We start from the raw sequence: 17501 nt of genomic DNA on the forward strand, positions 1-17501 counted from the left end.
GCCACCGCCACCGCCACCGCCACCGACAAGCATGACAGTGACCACGGCGCCCGACGTGGACTGTGACTGGTCCACGATGCTGTACTCGGTGTCGGCCAATGATGCCAACAGCACGCAGTACTACGTCTACGGTCCCATGATCACCGTGCAGCCGACCTTCGACCCGAGCAGCCCGGCGGCCACGGTGGGCATGACCTATCCCGAGCGGCCGCGCCTGACGCTGGATGCCAATGGCCGTCCGGAAAATCTGGAGGCTGCCACCAGCTATGCCGCCACGGTGACGGCCACCGCCCCCGACGGCTACACCTTTGTCGAGCCGACGGAGAGCACTCGCAATTGGAGCTTTGCGCCCAATCCCGATGCCGGCAAACCGCTGTGCTACCAAGCCGGCGCCGCCGGCTGATCACTGCTGCCTATCGGCATCAACGAAAAAAGATAGCTGCCAGCACTTGGCTATTGGGTTATTTCAATACTTTCTTGATTGAAATCACCGTAATACAAGCGCTGGCAGCTATTCTTTTTAATGCATACCGATAACGCAGCTCGGCCTCAGCCCCGCATGGCCCAGCCCTGCAAGCGATACGCACCGTCCCAGAACATCCACTCCAGTTCCGCCGAATAGCGGTAGGCCTCGCGCATGCGCCGGCGGATGCCTTCGCTTTCCTGCGCGGCCACGCGGTCTATGGTGCGCAGCACGCCCTGCACGGCAGCGTGGAATTCCTCGCCCGCATAGGTGTCGATCCAGGCCTGGTACGGGTTGCCGGCCGCCGAGCGGGCGTGGATGGCGCGCCCCACCTCGGCGTAGATCCAGAAGCACGGCAGCAGGCCGGCCAGTGCCACCGGGTAGGGTTCGCTCCAGGCCGTGGCCAGCAGAAAGCTGGTGTAGTGGTGGCAGGCGGGCGACAGTGGCGTGTCGGCGAACTCCTGCGGTGTGATGCCGAAGTCGCGCATGAAGCCGCCGTGCAGCTTGCGCTCCTCGACCACCGCTTCCTGCGCTGCCGCCGCGAACTGCACCACCTCGTCGGCGCTGTCGGCCTTGGCCGCGGCCACGGCCAGCGCGCGGCCGTAGGCCACCAAGTAGTGCGCATCCTGGATCACATAGTGGCGAAAGCGCTCGCGCGCCAGGCTGCCCGCGGCCAGCTCCTGGTTGAAGGGCAAGGCCAGCGTGGCCTCGAACAGCGGGTGGTTGTCCTTCCAGACGGCTTCGCAAAATGGCATGGGCGGTTTCCTCAGTTCTCGGTGGGGCCGATGGCGGCCTGGGCGCTGGCCTGCTGCAGCCAGCGGCCGAAGTCGACCAGCGCCGCGGCGTGCGGCTCGGGCGGTTCGGAAGACGCGGGCGCGGCGCCGGCCGCCGCCGTGTCGGGCACCACCCAATAGTAGGCTCGCGCGCCGCGCAGCACGCGCGCGCAGGCCACAACCAGATCGCCGCGCGCCAGTTCTTCCTCGATCAGCATGGGCGGGATCAGCGCCACGCCCATGCCGTGGCTGGCGGCCACCGCCAGCATGGAGAACAGCTCGTAGCGCGGCCCCTGCAGCGCCCGCGGCGCCTCCACGCCCACGGCCTCGAACCAGTGGCGCCAGGCCTCCGGACGGGTGCTCTGCTGCAGCAGCGGCAGCGTGGCCAGCACCTCGGGCGCCACCTGCAGGTAGGCCCGGCCCCGGCCGCGGCTAGTGGCTCCTTCGAGTAGGCGCGGGCTGCACACCGGCACGATCACCTCGTCCATCAGCCAGGTGGCGCGGGTGCCCGGCCATTGCCGCGCCTGCTCGGGCGTGCCGGCGTAGATGGCGGCGTCCACCGTGCGCTCGGCAAACAGAAAGGGCCGGGTCTGCACGTCGATGTGCACCACCACGTCCGGGTGCAGCTCGTGGAACTGCGGCAGCCGCGGCAGCAGCCAGCGCGTGGCGAAGGTGGGCACGGCGGCGATGCTGATCGCGCCGCCCGCGCCCTGCTGGGCCATGATGTCCAGCGTGCCCTGCTCCATGCCCTGCAGCCACTGCGCCACCTGCCGGCTGTACTGGCGGCCGGCGGCGGTCAGCACCACGCCGTGGCGCGTGCGCCGAAACAGCGCCAGCCCGAGCTGCGCCTCCAGCGCGATGATCTGGCGCGAGACCGCGCTCTGCGTGAGCGACAGCTCCTGCGCCGCGCGGGTGTAGCTCTCGTGGCGGGCCGCCGATTCGAAGCAGGCCAGGGCCTGCGTGGAGGGAATCATTTTTCGCATATTTGGCTGCCTGGCATGAGGCAGAAACCGATCCATCAGCGTTTATAAATGATTTTTTATCATTTATCGATGAGAAACAATCGTTTGCCGCGAAGGCGGCACCGTCGTACGATGGCGACCACTACAGCAGATTTCTACAGGAGCAACACATGGCACGCTTTCAATGGGACGATCCCTTCCACCTCGACCAGCAGCTGACCGACGATGAGCGCATGATCCGCGACGCGGCCTATGCCTATTGCCAGGAAAAGCTGATGCCCCGCGTGCAGGAGATGTTCCGCCACGAGAAGACCGACGCGAGCATCTTCCGCGAGATGGGCGAGCTGGGCCTGCTGGGCCCCACGATCCCCACGCAGTACGGCGGCGCCGGCCTGAACTACGTGAGCTACGGCCTGGTGGCCCGCGAGATCGAGCGCGTGGACTCGGGCTACCGCTCGATGGCCTCGGTGCAGTCGTCGCTGGTGATGGTGCCGATCAACGAATTCGGCACCGAGGCGCAGAAGCAGAAGTACCTGCCCAAGCTGGCCTCGGGCGAGTACATCGGCTGCTTCGGCCTGACCGAGCCCGACCACGGCTCCGACCCCGGCTCCATGGCCACCCGCGCCTACAAGGTCGACGGCGGCTACCGCCTCAAGGGCAGCAAGATGTGGATCACCAACAGCCCGATCGCCGACGTGTTCGTGGTCTGGGCCAAGGAAGTCGATCCCTCGGGCAACGTGGGCGAGATCCGCGGCTTTGTGCTGGAGAAGGGCTTCAAGGGCCTGTCGGCACCGGCCATCCACGGCAAGGTGGGCCTGCGCGCGTCGATCACCGGCGAGATCGTGATGGACGACGTGTTCGTGCCCGAAGAGAACGCCTTCCCCGAGGTGCGTGGCCTGAAGGGCCCGTTCACCTGCCTGAACAGCGCGCGCTTCGGTATCGCCTGGGGCGCCATGGGCGCGGCTGAGTTCTGCTGGCACACCGCCCGCCAGTACACGCTGGACCGCAAGCAGTTCGGCCGCCCGCTAGCCGCCAACCAGCTGATCCAGAAGAAGCTGGCCGACATGCAGACCGAGATCACGCTGGGCCTGCAGGCCGCGCTGCGCGTGGGCCGCATGAAGGACGAGCACCAGAACGTGATCGAGATCACCTCGCTGATCAAGCGCAACAACTGCGGCAAGTCGCTGGACATCGCCCGCCTGGCCCGCGACATGATGGGCGGCAACGGCATCAGCGACGAGTTCGGCGTGGCCCGCCACCTGGTGAACCTTGAAGTGGTCAACACCTACGAGGGCACGCACGACGTGCACGCGCTGATCCTGGGCCGCGCCCAGACCGGCATCGCGGCCTTCGCCAACTAAGACGCCCCTGCACGATACGCCCCCATGCCCCGCGGCCTGGGGGCGTTGCTTCGTGCATGCTTAACAAACCCCTTGCGGGATGCGAATGGCGCGCGCGGCGCGGTCTGCCGAAAATCAGCCGTTTGCATTGCTGACGCATTGTTGTTCTTCATTTTCCGGATACCCCCATGACGACTCCCCTCGCTCCGCTTGATGGCATCAAGGTTCTCGATCTTTCGCGCGTGCTGGCCGGCCCGTGGTGTGCCCAGATGCTGGGCGACCTGGGCGCGGACGTGACCAAGGTCGAGCGCCCGGGCGTGGGCGACGACACGCGCCTGTGGGGTCCTCCCTTCCTGCGCGACGATGCCGGCGAGCTCACCAACCAGGCCGCCTACTACACCGCCTGCAACCGCAACAAGCGCTCCATCACCATCGACATGGCCACGGCCGAGGGCCAGGCGCTGATCCGCCAGCTCGCGGCCGAGTCCGACATCCTGGTCGAGAACTTCAAGGTCGGCGGCCTCAAGGCCTACGGGCTCGATTACGAGAGCCTCAAGCAGGTCAACCCCAAGCTGATCTACTGCTCGGTCACCGGCTTCGGCCACAGCGGCCCCTACGCCGAGCGCGCCGGCTACGACCTGATGGTGCAGGCCATGAGCGGCATGATGAGCATCACCGGCCACGGCGACAGCGAGCCCGGCGGCGGCCCGATGAAGGTGGGCGTGGCGGTGACCGACGTGTTCACCGGCATCTTCTCGTGCAGCGCCATCCTGGCGGCGCTGCATGCGCGCCACCGCACCGGCGAGGGCCAGCACATCGACATGGCGCTGCTCGACGTGGGCATGTCCATCCTCGCCAACCAGGCGGTGGGCTACCTGAACACCGGCGAGATCCCGCAGCGCATGGGCAACCTGCACCCCAGCGTGGCGCCGTACCAGGACTTTCCCAGCGCCGACGGCAACGTGCTGCTGGCCGTGGGCAACGACGGCCAGTTCAAGCGCTTCTGCAAGGCCGCCGGCGTGCCCGAGTGGGCCGAGGACCCGCGCTTCGTGCTCAACGCCGGCCGCGTGCAGAACCGCAAGGAGCTGATGGCGCAGTTGCTGCCGCTGATGAAGACCAAGACCACAGCCGAGTGGATCAAGCTGCTCGAAAGCCAGGCCGTGCCCTGCGGCCCGATCAACAACATCGCCCAGGCCTTTGCCGACGAGCAGGTGCAGCACCGCCAGCTGCGCGTGGACATCCCGCGCGACGCGGGCGACGGCATCTCGTCCATCGCCACCGTGGCCAGCCCGCTGCGCCTGACCGCGACCCCGCCGGTCGTGCGCCGCCCGCCGCCCGTCACCGGCCAGCACACCGACGAGATCCTGCGCGAAATGGGCCTGGACGCCGAGCGCATCGCGGCGCTCAAGGCCCAGGGCGTGGTGTAAAAAGAAGAGCTGTTGGCCTTGCTCTACAAGCATTTCAATACGAAAACCATTTGAAATGCTCATATAGCAATCGCTAGCAGCTCTTTTTTTTGGAAGCATGCCTGCTTTCCATGGCATACCAAGGCGCTCACCGGTCTTGCTCCTTCCCCCTCTGGGGGAAGGCGGGGATGAGGGCTAGCGCCGCGGGCTGCGCCAGCGGCGGTTGAGTGGCTCCTGCCGCTGCCCTCACCCCAACCCTCCCCCCGAGGGGGAGGGAGTAAATTCACCAGGGACTGAGGTGCGGCGGCCCTAGCCTTCGGCAAACAGCGAAGGCGTGCCGCCGATGGCCGCGCCTTCCAGCTCCAGCATGCGCAGCTTGGTGAGCGCGCCGCCGCCCGCCGAGAATCCGCCCGAGCGCCCGCCCGCCGCCAGAATGCGGTGGCAGGGCACGATGGGCGCGAACGGGTTCAGTCCCAGCGCCTGCCCCACGGCGCGCGACAGGCCCACATCGCCCAGCGCGCGCGCCAGTTCGCCATAGCTGCGCACCTGCCCCGGCGGTATGGCCTGCGCCAGCGCGTAGACGCGGCGCTGCAAATCCGGAATACCTTCCCAGTCCAGCGGCAGGTCGAGCAGGGCCGGCAGGCCCTCCGCAACGTCGCCCTCGAACCGCTCTCGCAGATCCGGCAACACGCCGGCACCCACAGCCTCCGGCATCGGCAGCGCCTCGCGCCCGGCCAGCAGCACCTGCATGCCCGCCACCGCCTGCAGCACCATACCCGGCAGGGCCTGCCAGTGCACCACCTGCGCCACCCGCTCATAAACCAGCGGCCGGCGCCGCTGCGCCACCGCCAGCAAGCGCCGGCCGGTGGCGGGGCCGTCGGCCTCGGGCAGCTGCGTGGCGACGATGCCCTGCTGTGCCCACGCAATGCCGCCCACGCCTATGCGCGAGATGAACAGCGCCCAGCCGGCGCCTTGCTGCGATCCATCGTGCTTCATGCGGCCATTGTGCGCCAGGGTGTGCATCAGGTCTGCTTCATCTTGCGCGAGCAAGATCGGGCGCCCCTGCCCTGCTTTTGTATAGTGCCCACATGCGCATCCTGCTCGCCGAAGACGATATCTCCCTGGGCGAATCCATCGCCGCCTGGCTCGAACTCGACGGCTACGCCGTGGACCGCGTGACGCGCGGCGACCACGCCGAGGCCGCGCTCGCCACGCACGACTACCAGTGCCTGCTGATCGACCGCGGCCTGCCCGGCCTCTCGGGCGACCGCGTGCTGGCGCGCCTGCGCGAGCGCCGGCAGACCATGCCCGCCCTCTTCATCACCGCACGCGACGCCGTGCGCGACCGCATCGAGGGCCTGGACCTGGGCGCCGACGACTACCTCGTCAAGCCCTTCGACCTGGAGGAGCTGTCGGCCCGCATCCGCGCCGCCATCCGCCGCCACGACCAGCGCACCGACCCGCTGCTGCGCCACGGCGCGCTGGCGCTCGATGCCGCGGGCAAGCAGGTCAGCCTGCGCGGCGAGCCGCTGGCGCTCACGGCGCGCGAGTTCGCCGTGCTGCAGGCACTGCTGCGCCGGCCCGGCCATGTGGTCTCGCGCGCCCAGCTCGAAGACGCGCTCTACGGCTGGGGCGACGAGGTGGACAGCAACGCCATCGAGGTCCACGTCTACAAGCTGCGGCGCAAGCTCGGGCCGGGCTGGATAGAGACCGTGCGCCGCATGGGCTACCGGCTGCTCGACCAGCCGCAGGCCGGCTGACATGGCCACCGAATATTCACTGCGCCGCCGCCTGATCGCCACCACGGTGGGCTCCAGCGTGGCCGTGGGCCTGGTCAGCACCGCCATCGTGCTGGCCATCGCCTGGAAGGAGGTGGGCGATGCCTTCGACGACACGCTCAAGGAGGGCTCGCGCATCGTGCTCGCGCTGGGCGAGAGCGCGCTGCGCGGCGGCGCCGCATCCGCCGGCACCGGCAAGCACGGGCCGCAGGAGCTCAAGCTCAACTACCAGATCGTGGCCGACAGCGGCGCCGTGCTGCTGCGCGGCGAGGACGCGCCCGGCACGCCCTTCGTCGCGCCGGCCGAACTGCGCAAGAAGTCCTTCTACGACGTGCGCGCCGACGGCCATTGGTGGCGCGTGCATGTGCGCCGCCATCCCACGCAGGGCTTCACGGTGCAGGTGGGCCAGGAGTGGGAGGACCGCGCCGAGCTGGTCGAGGACGTGCTGCAGTCGCTGGCCTGGCCGCTGGTGGCGCTGTGGGCGCTGCTGGGCGCGGCGAACTGGTGGCTGATCCGGCGCCAGCTCGCACCGCTCACGCGCATGGCGCAGGGCCTGGAGGCCAAGTCGCCCGACGACCTCTCGCCGCTGGCCCAGGAGTCGCGGGCGCGCGAGGTGCGCTCGGTCACCGCCGCGCTCAACCGCCTGCTCGAACGCCTGTCGCGCGCGCTGGAGGGCGAGCGCCGCTTCACCGCCGATGCCGCGCACGAGCTGCGCACGCCGCTGGCGGCACTGGCCTCGCGCCTCCAGCTCCTGCAGCGCAGCCACGGAGCGCAATCGCCGCAGCTCGCCGCCGACCTGCAGCGCCTGCGCGAGGACGTGGCGCGCAGCACCGCGCTGGTCGAGAACCTGCTGCAGCTCGCGCGGCTCGATCCGCAGTCGGCCGACGCCATGGCCCTGCAGCCGGTGGACCTGCCCGCGCTGCTGGCCGAGGTGGTGCAGGCCTGCGCGGCGGCAGCGGCGGCGCGGCAGGTCAATGTCACCATCCACGGCGATGCGGACCGCGCGCTCGGCCACCGCGACTGGCTGTTCAGCGCGCTGCGCAACCTGGTGGACAACGCCATCCGCTACGGCAACGCCGGCGGCGCGGTGCAGGTCTCGGCCACGCGGCGCGGCGCCCTGGTGGAGCTGGCCGTGCGCGACAACGGGCCCGGCGTGGCCAGCCACGAGCGCGAGCAGCTCACGCGGCGCTTCTACCGCGTGCTGGGCAGCGGAACGCCGGGTACACCAGGCAGCGGCCTGGGCCTGTCCATCGTGGCGCGCGTGGCCGAACTGCATGGCGCCGCGCTGCGCATCGGGCCGGGGCTGGAGGGGCGCGGACTGGGCGTGGCGATGGACCTGGCGGCCGCGTCAGATTCGCTTCATGTCCCTGCGTTGCAATAGGGGCTTGTTCCAACCAACGACCGAGGAGTTCCGATCCATGACCACCCACCTGCCCCGCCAGATCCTGCTGTGCACCACCCTGGCCGCCGCGCTCGCCGCGGGCAGCGCCCTCGCGCAGGGCTATACCGGCCCCAGCAGCGAAAAATCGGCCACGGCCACCTCGCAGGGCTATGCCGGCCCCAGCTCCATCCGCGCCATGAGCGTCAAGGAACTGCTGGACACCGGCAAGGATGACCAGCACGCCATCCTGCGTGGCCGCATCGTCTCGCACGACGGCGGCGAGCACTACACCTTCGACGACGGCACGGGCCGCATCCGCGTTGAGATCAAGCGCAAGCACTTTCCCGCCAACCAGTCCATCGACGACAAGACCACGGTGGAGCTGACCGGCGAGTTCGACAAGGGCTTCACCAAGGTCGAGTTCGAGGTGGACCAGCTGCGCGTTCTCTGATGCGGCTTCAGGCGCTGGCCGCTGCCCGCCAGCTCTGCGGCCAGCGCACATAGGCGAGCGCGCACCACAGCACGCCGGCCGCGGCGATTGCGCCGCCCACCCAGCCTATGGACTGCATGCCGGCATGCAGGCTGATCTGGCTGCCCAGCAGCGCGCCGCCGCCAATGCCGATGTTGAAGATGCCCGAGAACAGCGACATTGCCACATCGGTGGCATCGGGCGCCAGCCGCAGCACCTTGGCCTGCATGGCCAGCGCAAAGCCGATGAAGCCCACGCCCCAGACGGCCGCCAGCGCATACAGCCCCGCCACCCACGGCGCCAGCGGCAGCAGCGCCAGCATGCACAGCGCCAGCGCGGCGATGGCCACCAGCAGGAAGGCGCGCGGAAAGCGCATGCCGAAGCGGCTGAACAGCATGCTGCCCACCAGCCCCGTGCCGCCGAACAGCAGCAGCACCGCGGTGGTCACCTGCCCGCCATGGCCGGCCACGTTCTGCACGAAGGGCTCGATGTAGCTGTAGGCGGTGAACTGCGCCGTCACCACCACCACCGTCAGCACGTACAGCGCCGCCAGCGCCGGGCGCCGCAGCAGCAGCGGCACGCTGCGTGCCGAGCCCGCGTTCTCGCTGGGCAAGAGCGGCAGCAGGCGGTACAGCGCCGCCATCACCAGCAGCGCGATGCCGCCGATGGCCAGGAAGGTGACGCGCCAGCCCTGCCACTCGCCCACCACGCGCCCGAGCGGAATGCCCAGCACCATGGCCACCGAGGTGCCGGTGGCCAGCAGGCCCAGCGCCTGGGCCTTCTTGCCAGCCGGCGCCACGCGCACCGCGAGCGACGCGGTGATCGACCAGAACACCGCATGCGACAGCGCGATGCCCATGCGCCCCACCATCAGCACCGTGAAGTTCCAGGCCACGCCCGACAGCAGGTGGCTGGCCACGAACAGCGCCAGCACGCCCATCAGCAGCCGGCGCCGCTCCACGGCCTTGGTCGCCAGCATGCAGGGCAGCGAGGCCAGCGCCACCACCCAGGCGTAGATGGTCAGCATCAGCCCGACATGCTCGGTGGGCATGCCGAAGCTGCCGCCGATGTCGCTGAGCAGGCCCACCGGCACGAACTCGCTGGTGTTGAAGACGAAGGCGCCCATGGCCAGGGCCATGACGCTGAGCCAGGCCGAGGAGGATGAAGCCGCCGGGCTCGTAGCGGCGGCGGAAGAAGCGGACGGAGTCATGGACAGGGTATCGGGACTGGCAGTATGTTGCAGCGCAATATTGTGCCTGCCGTGCCCGGCCCCGACCGTTGCCGCCCGCCATGCCCCTGCGCAGGTCAGGGGTCGCTGGGGGCTACTCCACCACCGCCGGCGAGAACTCCGGCGTGTCGCCGAAGTAGGCGCGCGGCGAAGGCGGCTGGGCGCCGCCTGCGTCCTGCACGCCGTAGTCGCTGGCCAGCTCCGCGGTGTAGAAGGCGTGGCCCGAGCGCTGCGCCAGGCAGCCCGGGTCCTGGTGCAGCGCCAGCACCACGCGGCCGATGAACTCGGGGGTTTCGGCGCTGTCGAAGGCGTTGCCGTATTTTTCGGGCTCGGCGGCGCAGACGCGCTGCGAGCGCTCGGTCTTGACCAGGCCCGGCCACAGCGACACCACGCTCACGCCCTGGGGCCGGAAGTCGTGGGCCATGTCGAAGGTCATCTTGTCGGTGCCGGCCTTGCCCGCGCCGTAGGCCGGGCCGTGCATGTAGCAGCGGCTGCCGGCCGACGAGATATTGACGACCAGGCCGCGCGCGGCGATCAGCAGTTCGGCCGCTTGGTGGCAGGCCACGTAGGTGGAGCGCAGGCCCACGTCGAGCAGTGCCGTCATCGACAGGGGCTTGCGCCAGAAAGGCGCCACCTCGGTCAGCGGATCGGGGATGGCGATCGCACAGTTGACGAGGATGTCGAGGCGGCCGTGCTCGCGGCGCACGCGCGCGAACAGCGCCTGCACCTGCGCATCGTCGCCATGGTCGCAGGCCACGGCAATGCCGGTGCCGCCGGCGGCGCTCACGTCCAGGGCCGTCTGCCCTACGGTGCCGGGCAGGGGCGAATCGCCCTCCTTCACGCTGCGCCCGGTCACATAGACCGTCGCACCCGCAGCGCCCAGCGCGAGCGCCACGCCGCGGCCCACGCCCCGGCTCGCGCCGGTGACCACGCATACCAAAGCCTTGCTCATCCTGTCTCCTTGTGTCGTCAAGCAGGATGAATGTGGGCGAAGCCGCAGCGGCGGGCTACGTCCGACAGGACTAGGCTGCGATGCCTTCCGGCTCCTGCGCCAGTGCCTGCAGCTGGGCCAGCGTGCCGGCACAGGCGCGCGCCAGCTCGGTGCCCTTCTTGCGGAAGTGCTGGTGGAAGAAGGCCTGGTGCTCCTCGGACTCGTGGAAGTCGCGCGGCGTGAGCACCGCGGAGAACACCGGCACGTCGGTGTCGAGCTGCACGCGCATCAGGCCGTCGATCACCGCGGTGGTGACGAACTCGTGGCGGTAGATGCCGCCGTTGACGATCAGGCCGCAGGCCATGATGCCGGCATAGCGGCCGCTGGCCGCCAGGCGCTTGGCCAGCAGCGGGATCTCGAAGGCGCCCGGCACGTCGAACAGGTCGATGCGCTGGCGGCCGAAGCCCAGCTTGGCCAGCTCGGCCACGGCGGCGTCGCGCGCCTGGTGCACGATGTCGGCATGCCACTGCGCGCTGACGATGGCCAGGCGCTGCGGCTGGGAGGATGCGGGGGAAACAGGGGACTGATTCATGGTGGTCTTTCCTTGGGTTACCAGAATCAGGGCGCGCCCGGCCGATTGCATGCCAAATCGTGCTCTAGCGCTTGATGGACAAGCGCAAGCAGCTACGATTTTTGCAGCAAAACAGCCGTGCAATTCTCTTTCATCCGGACTGTGACCGTCGGCTCTGGCATCGCACCAGATCTGCTGACCCTGCGCAAACCTGGCGGCTGCACAAGCGCTCGCGGGCTGCTGGTTTTGGCTGTTCGCCATCGCCAGATACCGCCGGTGGGGAATTCCGCCCCGCCCTGAGAATTCACCTTGCATCGCAAGGCGGGGCTATTGTAGGCACGCCGCGATCGGCCTGCGGCGAATGCGGTTGCTGCAGGCGACAGCGCCATGCCGTCCTAGGCTTCCGGCAGGGGCAGCGCGGTCTTGTAGCGCACCTGCTTGAGCGCAAAGCTGGAGCGGATCTTCTCGATGCCGGGGATGGGCGTGAGTTGCTCGAGGATGAATTTCTCGAGCGCGGCGATGTCGGCCACGGCGACGCGGATCAGGTAGTCGCTGTCGCCCGTCATCAGGTAGCACTCCATGACCTCGTCGTGCTCGGCGATGCGCCGCTCGAACTCGGCCAGCGACTCCTTGGACTGCGTGGTCAGGCTGATGGAGATGAACACGTTCAACCCCAGCTGCAGCGCCGGCGCGCTGACCAGAGCCACGTAGCGCTCGATCACGCCGGCCGCCTCCAGCGCCTTGACGCGCGCCAGGCACGGCGACGGCGACAGGTGTACGCGGCGCGCCAGCTCCACGTTGGAGAGCGCGCCGTCCTGCTGCAGCTCGGCCAGGATGCGCAGGTCGATGGCGTCGAGCTTCATGAACCCTGGCGCACTGCATCGGCGATGCTGGCGGCATCGACCTGGAAGAGCTGGCGCAGCGCGGCCCGCGTGTCGCTGCGGCCGAAGCCGTCTGTGCCCAGCGTGCGGTAGCTGCGCCCGGCGGGCACGCACACGCGCACCGACTCGGGCAGCGCGCGCACATAGTCGGTCGCCGCGACGATGGGGCCGGCCGTGGTGGCCAGCAGCTCGCGCAGGTAGCCCGAGCCGTCGGCTTGCGCATCGCGCGCCAGCTCGCTCCAGCTGGTGACGCTGAGCACGTCGACACACCAGCCCTCGGATGCCAGCCGCTCGGCCGCCTTGACCACCTCGGTCAGGATCGCGCCCGAGCCCAGCAGCGTGGCGCGCCGGCCGCCTTCGGCGCCGTGCCGCGCCAGCCGGTAGGCGCCACACAGCACGCCCTCGGCCGCGCCCGCGGGCAGGTCGGGCTGGGCGTAGTTCTCGTTCATCAGCGTGACGTAGTAGAAGACGTCCTTCTGCTCGACCAGCATCTCGCGCATGCCAGCGTCGAGGATGACGGCCAGCTCGCCCGCGTAGGCCGGGTCGTAGGCCTTGCAGTTGGGGATGGTGGCGGCCACGAGGTGGCTGGAGCCGTCCTGGTGCTGCAGGCCCTCGCCGCCCAGCGTGGTGCGGCCCGAGGTGGCGCCGAGCAGGAAGCCCCGCGCCCGCTGGTCGGCCGCGGCCCAGATGGCATCGCCCACGCGCTGGAAGCCGAACATTGAGTAGTAGATGTAGAACGGCAGCATGGCCAGGCCGTGCACGCTGTAGCTGGTGGCGGCGGCCGTCCAGCTGGCGATGGCGCCGGCCTCGCTGATGCCTTCCTCCAGGATCTGGCCGTCGAGCGCCTCGCGGTACGAGAGCACCGAGCCAATGTCTTCCGGCGCATAGCGCTGGCCCACGCTGCTGTAGATGCCGACCTGCTTGAACAGGTTGGCCATGCCGAAGGTACGCGCCTCGTCGGCCACGATGGGCACGATGCGCGGGCCCAGTTGCCCGTCCTTGAGCAGCGTGCCCAGCATGCGCACGAAGGCCATGGTGGTGCTCATCTCCTTGCCCGCGGCCTCAGTGGCGAACTTCGCGTAGCCGTCCAGCGCCGGCACGGGCACCACGTCACACGCCGTCTCGCGCCTGGGCAGCGCGCCGCCCAGGCGTTCGCGCTGCGCGCGCAGGTAGCGCATCTCGGCGCTGTCGTCGGCCGGCTTGTGGAACGCCAGGCCCGTGGCCTGCGCGTCGGACAGCGGCAGCTGGAAGCGGTCGCGGAACTCGATGAGGTCGGCGTCGTCGAGCTTCTTCTGGCTGTGCGTGGTCATCTTGCCCTGGCCGGCCGCGCCCATGCCGTAGCCCTTCTTGGTGTGGGCCAGGATCACCGTGGGCTGCCCCTGGTGCGCCGCCGCCGTGGCGTAGGCGGCATGGATCTTCACGAGGTCGTGGCCGCCGCGCTTCAAGCGGTCGATCTGCTCGTCGGTCAGGCCCTGGGCCAGCAGCGCCAGCTCGGGATTCTGGCCGAAGAAGTTGTCGCGGTTGAAGCGCCCGTCCTTGGCGGCGAAGGTCTGCATCTGGCCGTCGACGGTGCCCGAGAAGGCGCGCGCCAGCGCGCCGCTGGCGTCGCGGGCGAACAGCCCGTCCCAGTCGCTGCCCCAGACCAGCTTGATGACGTTCCAGCCCGCGCCGGCAAACAATCGCTCCAGCTCGTCGATGATGCGGCCGTTGCCGCGCACCGGGCCGTCCAGCCGCTGCAGGTTGCAGTTGACCACCCAAACCAGGTTGTCGAGCTTCTCGCGCGCGGCCAGCGTGAGCGCGCTCATGCTCTCGGGCTCGTCCATCTCGCCGTCGCCGAACACGCCCCAGACCTTGCGACTGCCGCAGTCCTGCAGGCCGCGGTGCGTGAGGTAGCGCATGAAGCGCGCGTGGTAGATGCTGCTGATCGGGCCTATGCCCATCGAGCCGGTGGGGAACTGCCAGAAGTCCGGCATCAGCCAGGGGTGCGGGTAGCTCGACAGCCCGCGCGCGCCGGCCGCGGGCGCCGTGATTTCCTGGCGGTAGTGCATCAGGTCGGCCTCGCTGAGCCGGCCTTCGAGAAAGGCGCGCGCATACACGCCGGGCGCGCTGTGCGGCTGGAAGAACACCAGGTCGCCGCCGTGGCCATTGCTACCGCCACTGCGCGCATGGAAGAAGTGGTTGAAGCCCACCTCGAACAGGTCGGCCGCGCTGGCATAGCTGGCAATGTGCCCGCCCAGCTCGCCGTAGGCCTTGTTGGCCCGCACCACCATGGCCAGCGCGTTCCAGCGCATCAGCGAGGCCAGGCGCTCCTCGATGGCCAGGTCACCCGGAAAGGCCGGCTGCGCCGACGCGGGGATGGTGTTGACGTAGGGCGTGTTCAGGTCGGGCTGCCACTGGATCTGCTGGGTGCGGGCCAGACGCACCAGTTCGTCGAGCATGAAGCGCGCGCGGGCATCGCCGCCCTGCGAAACCAGGGCCGCGAAGGACTCGCGCCACTCCGTGGTCTCGGCGGGATCGGCATCGTGGATGGGGTGCGGGGTGGAGGTGCTCATGGCATGCGACTCTACAGGGGGCGGGCCGGAATGTGCTGCCAATTCTGCGCGAAACCACGCCATTTATCAGCACAAAACACTATCAATATAAATGAATGCAGCATAAAAATCTGCCATTCAGGAATTCAACGGCCCCAGCCGCTCGACCAGCAGGTCCACGAAGGCCTTGACCTTGGCCGGGCGAAAGCGCGCCGCCGGAAACACCGCATGGATGCCGCCGGACAGCAGGCTCCACGCCGGCAGCACCTGCACCAGCCGCCCGGCCTCCAGGTCCTCGGCCACGGCATAGTCCGGCAGCACCGACAGGCCCGCGCCCTGGCGCACCGCCTCGCGCACGGCCAGCGTTGCATCCAGCAGGACGACGGGGCGCACGGCCACGCTCTGCGGCGCCAGGGTCTGGTGCGAGAAGCTCCAGTGCGCAGGATCGCGCAACGCGGTGTTGGCAACGAAAGGCAGCGCCTCGATATCTTGCGGCGCTTGCAGGCCCCGCACCTGCCGGCCCCAGGATGGCGGCGCCACCAGCAGCTGCCGAAAGCTGCCGATCTGCCGGGCCTGCAGACCCAGGTCCGTCAGCCAACCCACGCGGATGGCCAGTTCCACCTGCCCCGACATCAGGTCGACCGACTGGTCGCTGAGCACCGCATCCACCTTGCACTGCGGGTAGCGGCGGGTGAACTCGGCAATCACCGGCACGACGGCGGTGATGCCGTAGTCCAGCGCCGCCGTGAGCCTGAGCGTGCCGGATGGTTCGGCGGCCACCTCGGCCAGTTCGTCGAAGGCCTCGCCCGCCTCCTTGAGGATCAGCGCGCAGCGCTGGTAGAAGCTGCGGCCCGCGTCCGTGGGTGCAACCTTGCGGGTGGTGCGCGTGAGCAGCGTCGTGCGGAACTCGCGCTCCAGCCGGGCCACCTGCTGGCTGACCACGGCCTTGGTGATGCCTAGGCGGTCGGCCGCGGCCGTGAAGCTGCCGGTTTCCACCACCGCCGCGAAATAGGCCAGCCGCTTGAGGTTGGCGAAATTGCCCGCGCCCGCCTCCTCCATATTGTTTGTTTTTTGCATACGGTCTATCTATTTGATCGCCATTTATTTGTCAATCCCTTCTGCCTACCATGGCTGCAAGTTCTTTCATTCCTCCACCTCTACAGGAAACCGCCATGCTGAATCGCCGCCATTTCGTCCTGACCGCCACCGCCGCCACTGCGCTGGCAGGCTGCGCCGCCCCCTCGGCCACCGCCAGCCCATTGCAGTGGAAGCACCTGCCCGCCGGCGAGAAAGGCTTCTTCCGCGCCCCGGTGCTGCTGTCCGGCGCCCGCGAGGCCATCCTGATCGACGGCGGCTTCTCGCTGCCCGATGGCCGCGCCGTGGCCGAGGAAATCCGCGCCTCGGGCAAGACACTGACCACCATCTACATCAGCCAGAGCGACCCGGACTACTACTTCAGCCTGGGCCCGATCAAGGCAGCCTTCCCCGAGGCACGGGTAATCGCCGCGTCCGACACGCTCGCCGCCATCCGCGCCAACGCGCAGAAGAAGATCGACACCTGGGCGCCGCAGCTCAAGGACAACGGCCCGCAGAAACTGGCCGACATCGTCTTCCCCGAGGCCTTCGACGGCCCGTCGCTGGCGCTGGAAGGCCACACGATCGAGATCGTGCAGGCCCAGGGCATGGACAACCGCCGCTACCTGTGGGTGCCTTCGCTGAACGCCGTGTTCGGCGGCGTGCTGGTCTTCTCGGGCCTGCATGTGTGGACGGCCGACACCCCGACGCCGGCATCGCGCGCCGCCTGGGTCCGGAACCTCGACGCCATCGCCGCGCGCCAGCCCGCCGTGGTGGTGCCGGGCCACATGGCCGCCACCGGCGCGCTGGATGTCTCGGCCGTCCGCTACACCCGCGACTACCTGCTGGCCTTCGAGCAGGAACTGGCGCGGGCCGCGAACAGCGATGCGCTGATCGCCGCCATGAACCGCCGCTACCCGGATGCGGGCCTGGCGCCCGCGCTGCAGATCGGCGCCAAGGTCGCCAAGGGCGAGATGAAGTGGGGCTGATGCCATGAAGAGCAACCTCAACCTCATCCGGGCAACCTACGAAGGCTCGTCGGAAGCCAACGGCAGCAACCTGCTGGCGGTACTGGCGCCCGATGCCCGCTGGACAGAGGCCGCCGGCTTCCCCTATGCCGGCACCTATGTGGGCCCCGAGCAGATCGTGGCCGGCGTGTTCCAGCGCCTGGCCACGGAGTGGGAGGGCTACCAGGCCCAGGTCCACACCTACCTGGCCGATGGCGATCGCGTGGCTGCCTTCGGCACCTACTCGGGCACCTACCGCGCCACCGGCAAGTCCATGACCGCGGCCTTTGCCCACCTCTACCGCCTGCAGGGCGGCAAGATCGTGAGCATGGAGCAGGTCGTGGACAGCCATCTGGTGCAGCAGGCCCTGCAGGCTGCCTGAACACAACCTGGGAGCCCGCGATGAACGAAGCCTTTGCCGACCTGCACGACATCCTCGCGCTGCTGCGCGCGGGCCAGTGGAATGCCGCGCACGACCGCGTACAGCACCACCAGGGCCTGATGGCGGCCTGGCTGCACGGCCTGCTGCACCTGCAGGAAGGCGACCTGGAAGACGCCGAGAACTGGTACGAGCGCGCGGGCCGGCGCTTCCGGCAGCGCGGCACGCTGGAGCAGGAACTGGCGCTTTTCGAAGCCGCACTGCACGAGCAGCCGCGCGACTGACGCAAAAAAGCCCGCCGAGGCGGGCTTGGAGCAAAAGCCGTGC

The 17501-nt window shown here is 69.1% G+C and carries 18 protein-coding genes and 1 riboswitch; of the genes, 9 read left to right on the forward strand and 9 right to left on the reverse strand.

Annotated features, from left to right (window positions below; translation table 11 throughout):
* Window positions 1–403 (forward strand): hypothetical protein (locus tag ACYVKR_RS14930; RefSeq protein ID WP_460481710.1); only part of this gene is annotated, 403 nt, incomplete at its 5' end.
* A gap of 146 nt (window positions 404–549) precedes the next feature.
* On the opposite strand, the gene tenA is transcribed toward ACYVKR_RS14930, so the two are convergent.
* Both tenA and ACYVKR_RS14940 read right to left on the reverse strand, forming a co-directional pair.
* Window positions 550–1218: a TenA family protein gene (tenA, locus tag ACYVKR_RS14935; protein ID WP_460481711.1), complete on the reverse strand. Its 669-nt coding sequence runs from the start codon at window positions 1216–1218 to the stop codon at window positions 550–552.
* A gap of 11 nt (window positions 1219–1229) precedes the next feature.
* Complete coding sequence (locus ACYVKR_RS14940; RefSeq protein WP_460481712.1) at window positions 1230–2219, reverse strand: LysR substrate-binding domain-containing protein; 990 nt, start codon at window positions 2217–2219, stop codon at window positions 1230–1232.
* Window positions 2220–2368: 149 nt separating this feature from the next.
* On the opposite strand from ACYVKR_RS14940, the gene ACYVKR_RS14945 reads away from it, so the two are divergent.
* The gene (locus ACYVKR_RS14945; protein WP_460481713.1) at window positions 2369–3559 is read left to right on the forward strand and encodes an acyl-CoA dehydrogenase; all 1191 of its coding nucleotides are present in this window, start codon (window positions 2369–2371) and stop codon (window positions 3557–3559) included.
* Between the two features lie 167 nt (window positions 3560–3726).
* A complete protein-coding gene (locus ACYVKR_RS14950; RefSeq protein ID WP_460481715.1) occupies window positions 3727–4965 on the forward strand; it encodes a CaiB/BaiF CoA transferase family protein in 1239 nt (412 codons plus the stop codon).
* 288 nt (window positions 4966–5253) lie between these two features.
* On the opposite strand, the gene ACYVKR_RS14955 is transcribed toward ACYVKR_RS14950, so the two are convergent.
* Window positions 5254–5967 (reverse strand): methylated-DNA--[protein]-cysteine S-methyltransferase, encoded by a 714-nt coding sequence (locus ACYVKR_RS14955; RefSeq protein ID WP_460481716.1) that lies wholly within the window; start codon window positions 5965–5967, stop codon window positions 5254–5256.
* A gap of 65 nt (window positions 5968–6032) precedes the next feature.
* Here ACYVKR_RS14955 and ACYVKR_RS14960 point away from each other — a divergent pair, with 65 nt between their 5' ends.
* From ACYVKR_RS14960 to ACYVKR_RS14970, 3 genes are read left to right on the forward strand one after another with little or no spacing between them, the layout of a single operon-like run.
* Entirely contained in the window at window positions 6033–6704 is a 672-nt protein-coding gene (locus ACYVKR_RS14960) for a response regulator transcription factor family protein (RefSeq protein WP_460481717.1), read from the forward strand.
* Window position 6705: 1 nt separating this feature from the next.
* Window positions 6706–8103 (forward strand): sensor histidine kinase family protein, encoded by a 1398-nt coding sequence (locus ACYVKR_RS14965; protein ID WP_460481718.1) that lies wholly within the window; start codon window positions 6706–6708, stop codon window positions 8101–8103.
* Window positions 8104–8140: 37 nt separating this feature from the next.
* Window positions 8141–8554 (forward strand): YgiW/YdeI family stress tolerance OB fold protein, encoded by a 414-nt coding sequence (locus tag ACYVKR_RS14970; RefSeq protein ID WP_460481719.1) that lies wholly within the window; start codon window positions 8141–8143, stop codon window positions 8552–8554.
* Window positions 8555–8561: 7 nt separating this feature from the next.
* Here ACYVKR_RS14970 and ACYVKR_RS14975 read toward each other — a convergent pair whose 3' ends face one another.
* The 6 genes from ACYVKR_RS14975 to ACYVKR_RS15000 form a co-directional block, all read right to left on the reverse strand.
* The gene (locus ACYVKR_RS14975) at window positions 8562–9782 is read right to left on the reverse strand and encodes a sugar transporter (RefSeq protein WP_460481720.1); all 1221 of its coding nucleotides are present in this window, start codon (window positions 9780–9782) and stop codon (window positions 8562–8564) included.
* 112 nt (window positions 9783–9894) lie between these two features.
* Window positions 9895–10752, reverse strand: coding sequence for a Rossmann-fold NAD(P)-binding domain-containing protein (locus tag ACYVKR_RS14980; protein WP_460481722.1), 858 nt, complete (start codon window positions 10750–10752; stop codon window positions 9895–9897).
* A gap of 70 nt (window positions 10753–10822) precedes the next feature.
* A complete protein-coding gene (locus tag ACYVKR_RS14985) occupies window positions 10823–11323 on the reverse strand; it encodes a 6,7-dimethyl-8-ribityllumazine synthase (RefSeq protein ID WP_460481723.1) in 501 nt (166 codons plus the stop codon).
* A 118-nt stretch (window positions 11324–11441) separates the two neighbouring features.
* Window positions 11442–11610: riboswitch (FMN riboswitch) on the reverse strand.
* 87 nt (window positions 11611–11697) lie between these two features.
* Window positions 11698–12165, reverse strand: a complete 468-nt coding sequence (locus ACYVKR_RS14990) for an Lrp/AsnC family transcriptional regulator (RefSeq protein WP_460481725.1) — start codon at window positions 12163–12165, stop codon at window positions 11698–11700.
* A complete protein-coding gene (gene mdeB / locus ACYVKR_RS14995) occupies window positions 12162–14735 on the reverse strand; it encodes a pyruvate dehydrogenase E1 component (protein WP_460481726.1) in 2574 nt (857 codons plus the stop codon). Before mdeB ends, ACYVKR_RS14990 begins: the two co-directional genes overlap by 4 nt.
* 117 nt (window positions 14736–14852) lie before the next feature.
* Window positions 14853–15791, reverse strand: a complete 939-nt coding sequence (locus ACYVKR_RS15000; RefSeq protein ID WP_460481727.1) for a LysR family transcriptional regulator — start codon at window positions 15789–15791, stop codon at window positions 14853–14855.
* A 95-nt stretch (window positions 15792–15886) separates the two neighbouring features.
* Here ACYVKR_RS15000 and ACYVKR_RS15005 point away from each other — a divergent pair, with 95 nt between their 5' ends.
* The 3 genes from ACYVKR_RS15005 to ACYVKR_RS15015 are packed head-to-tail and all read left to right on the forward strand — an operon-like array spanning window position 15887 to window position 17458.
* Entirely contained in the window at window positions 15887–16777 is an 891-nt protein-coding gene (locus tag ACYVKR_RS15005; RefSeq protein ID WP_460481728.1) for an MBL fold metallo-hydrolase, read from the forward strand.
* A 4-nt stretch (window positions 16778–16781) separates the two neighbouring features.
* Window positions 16782–17177, forward strand: coding sequence for a nuclear transport factor 2 family protein (locus ACYVKR_RS15010; RefSeq protein ID WP_460481730.1), 396 nt, complete (start codon window positions 16782–16784; stop codon window positions 17175–17177).
* A gap of 20 nt (window positions 17178–17197) precedes the next feature.
* A complete protein-coding gene (locus ACYVKR_RS15015) occupies window positions 17198–17458 on the forward strand; it encodes a hypothetical protein (RefSeq protein ID WP_460481732.1) in 261 nt (86 codons plus the stop codon).
* Window positions 17459–17501: the final 43 nt, after the last annotated feature.

The organism is Comamonas humi (assembly GCF_054782535.1).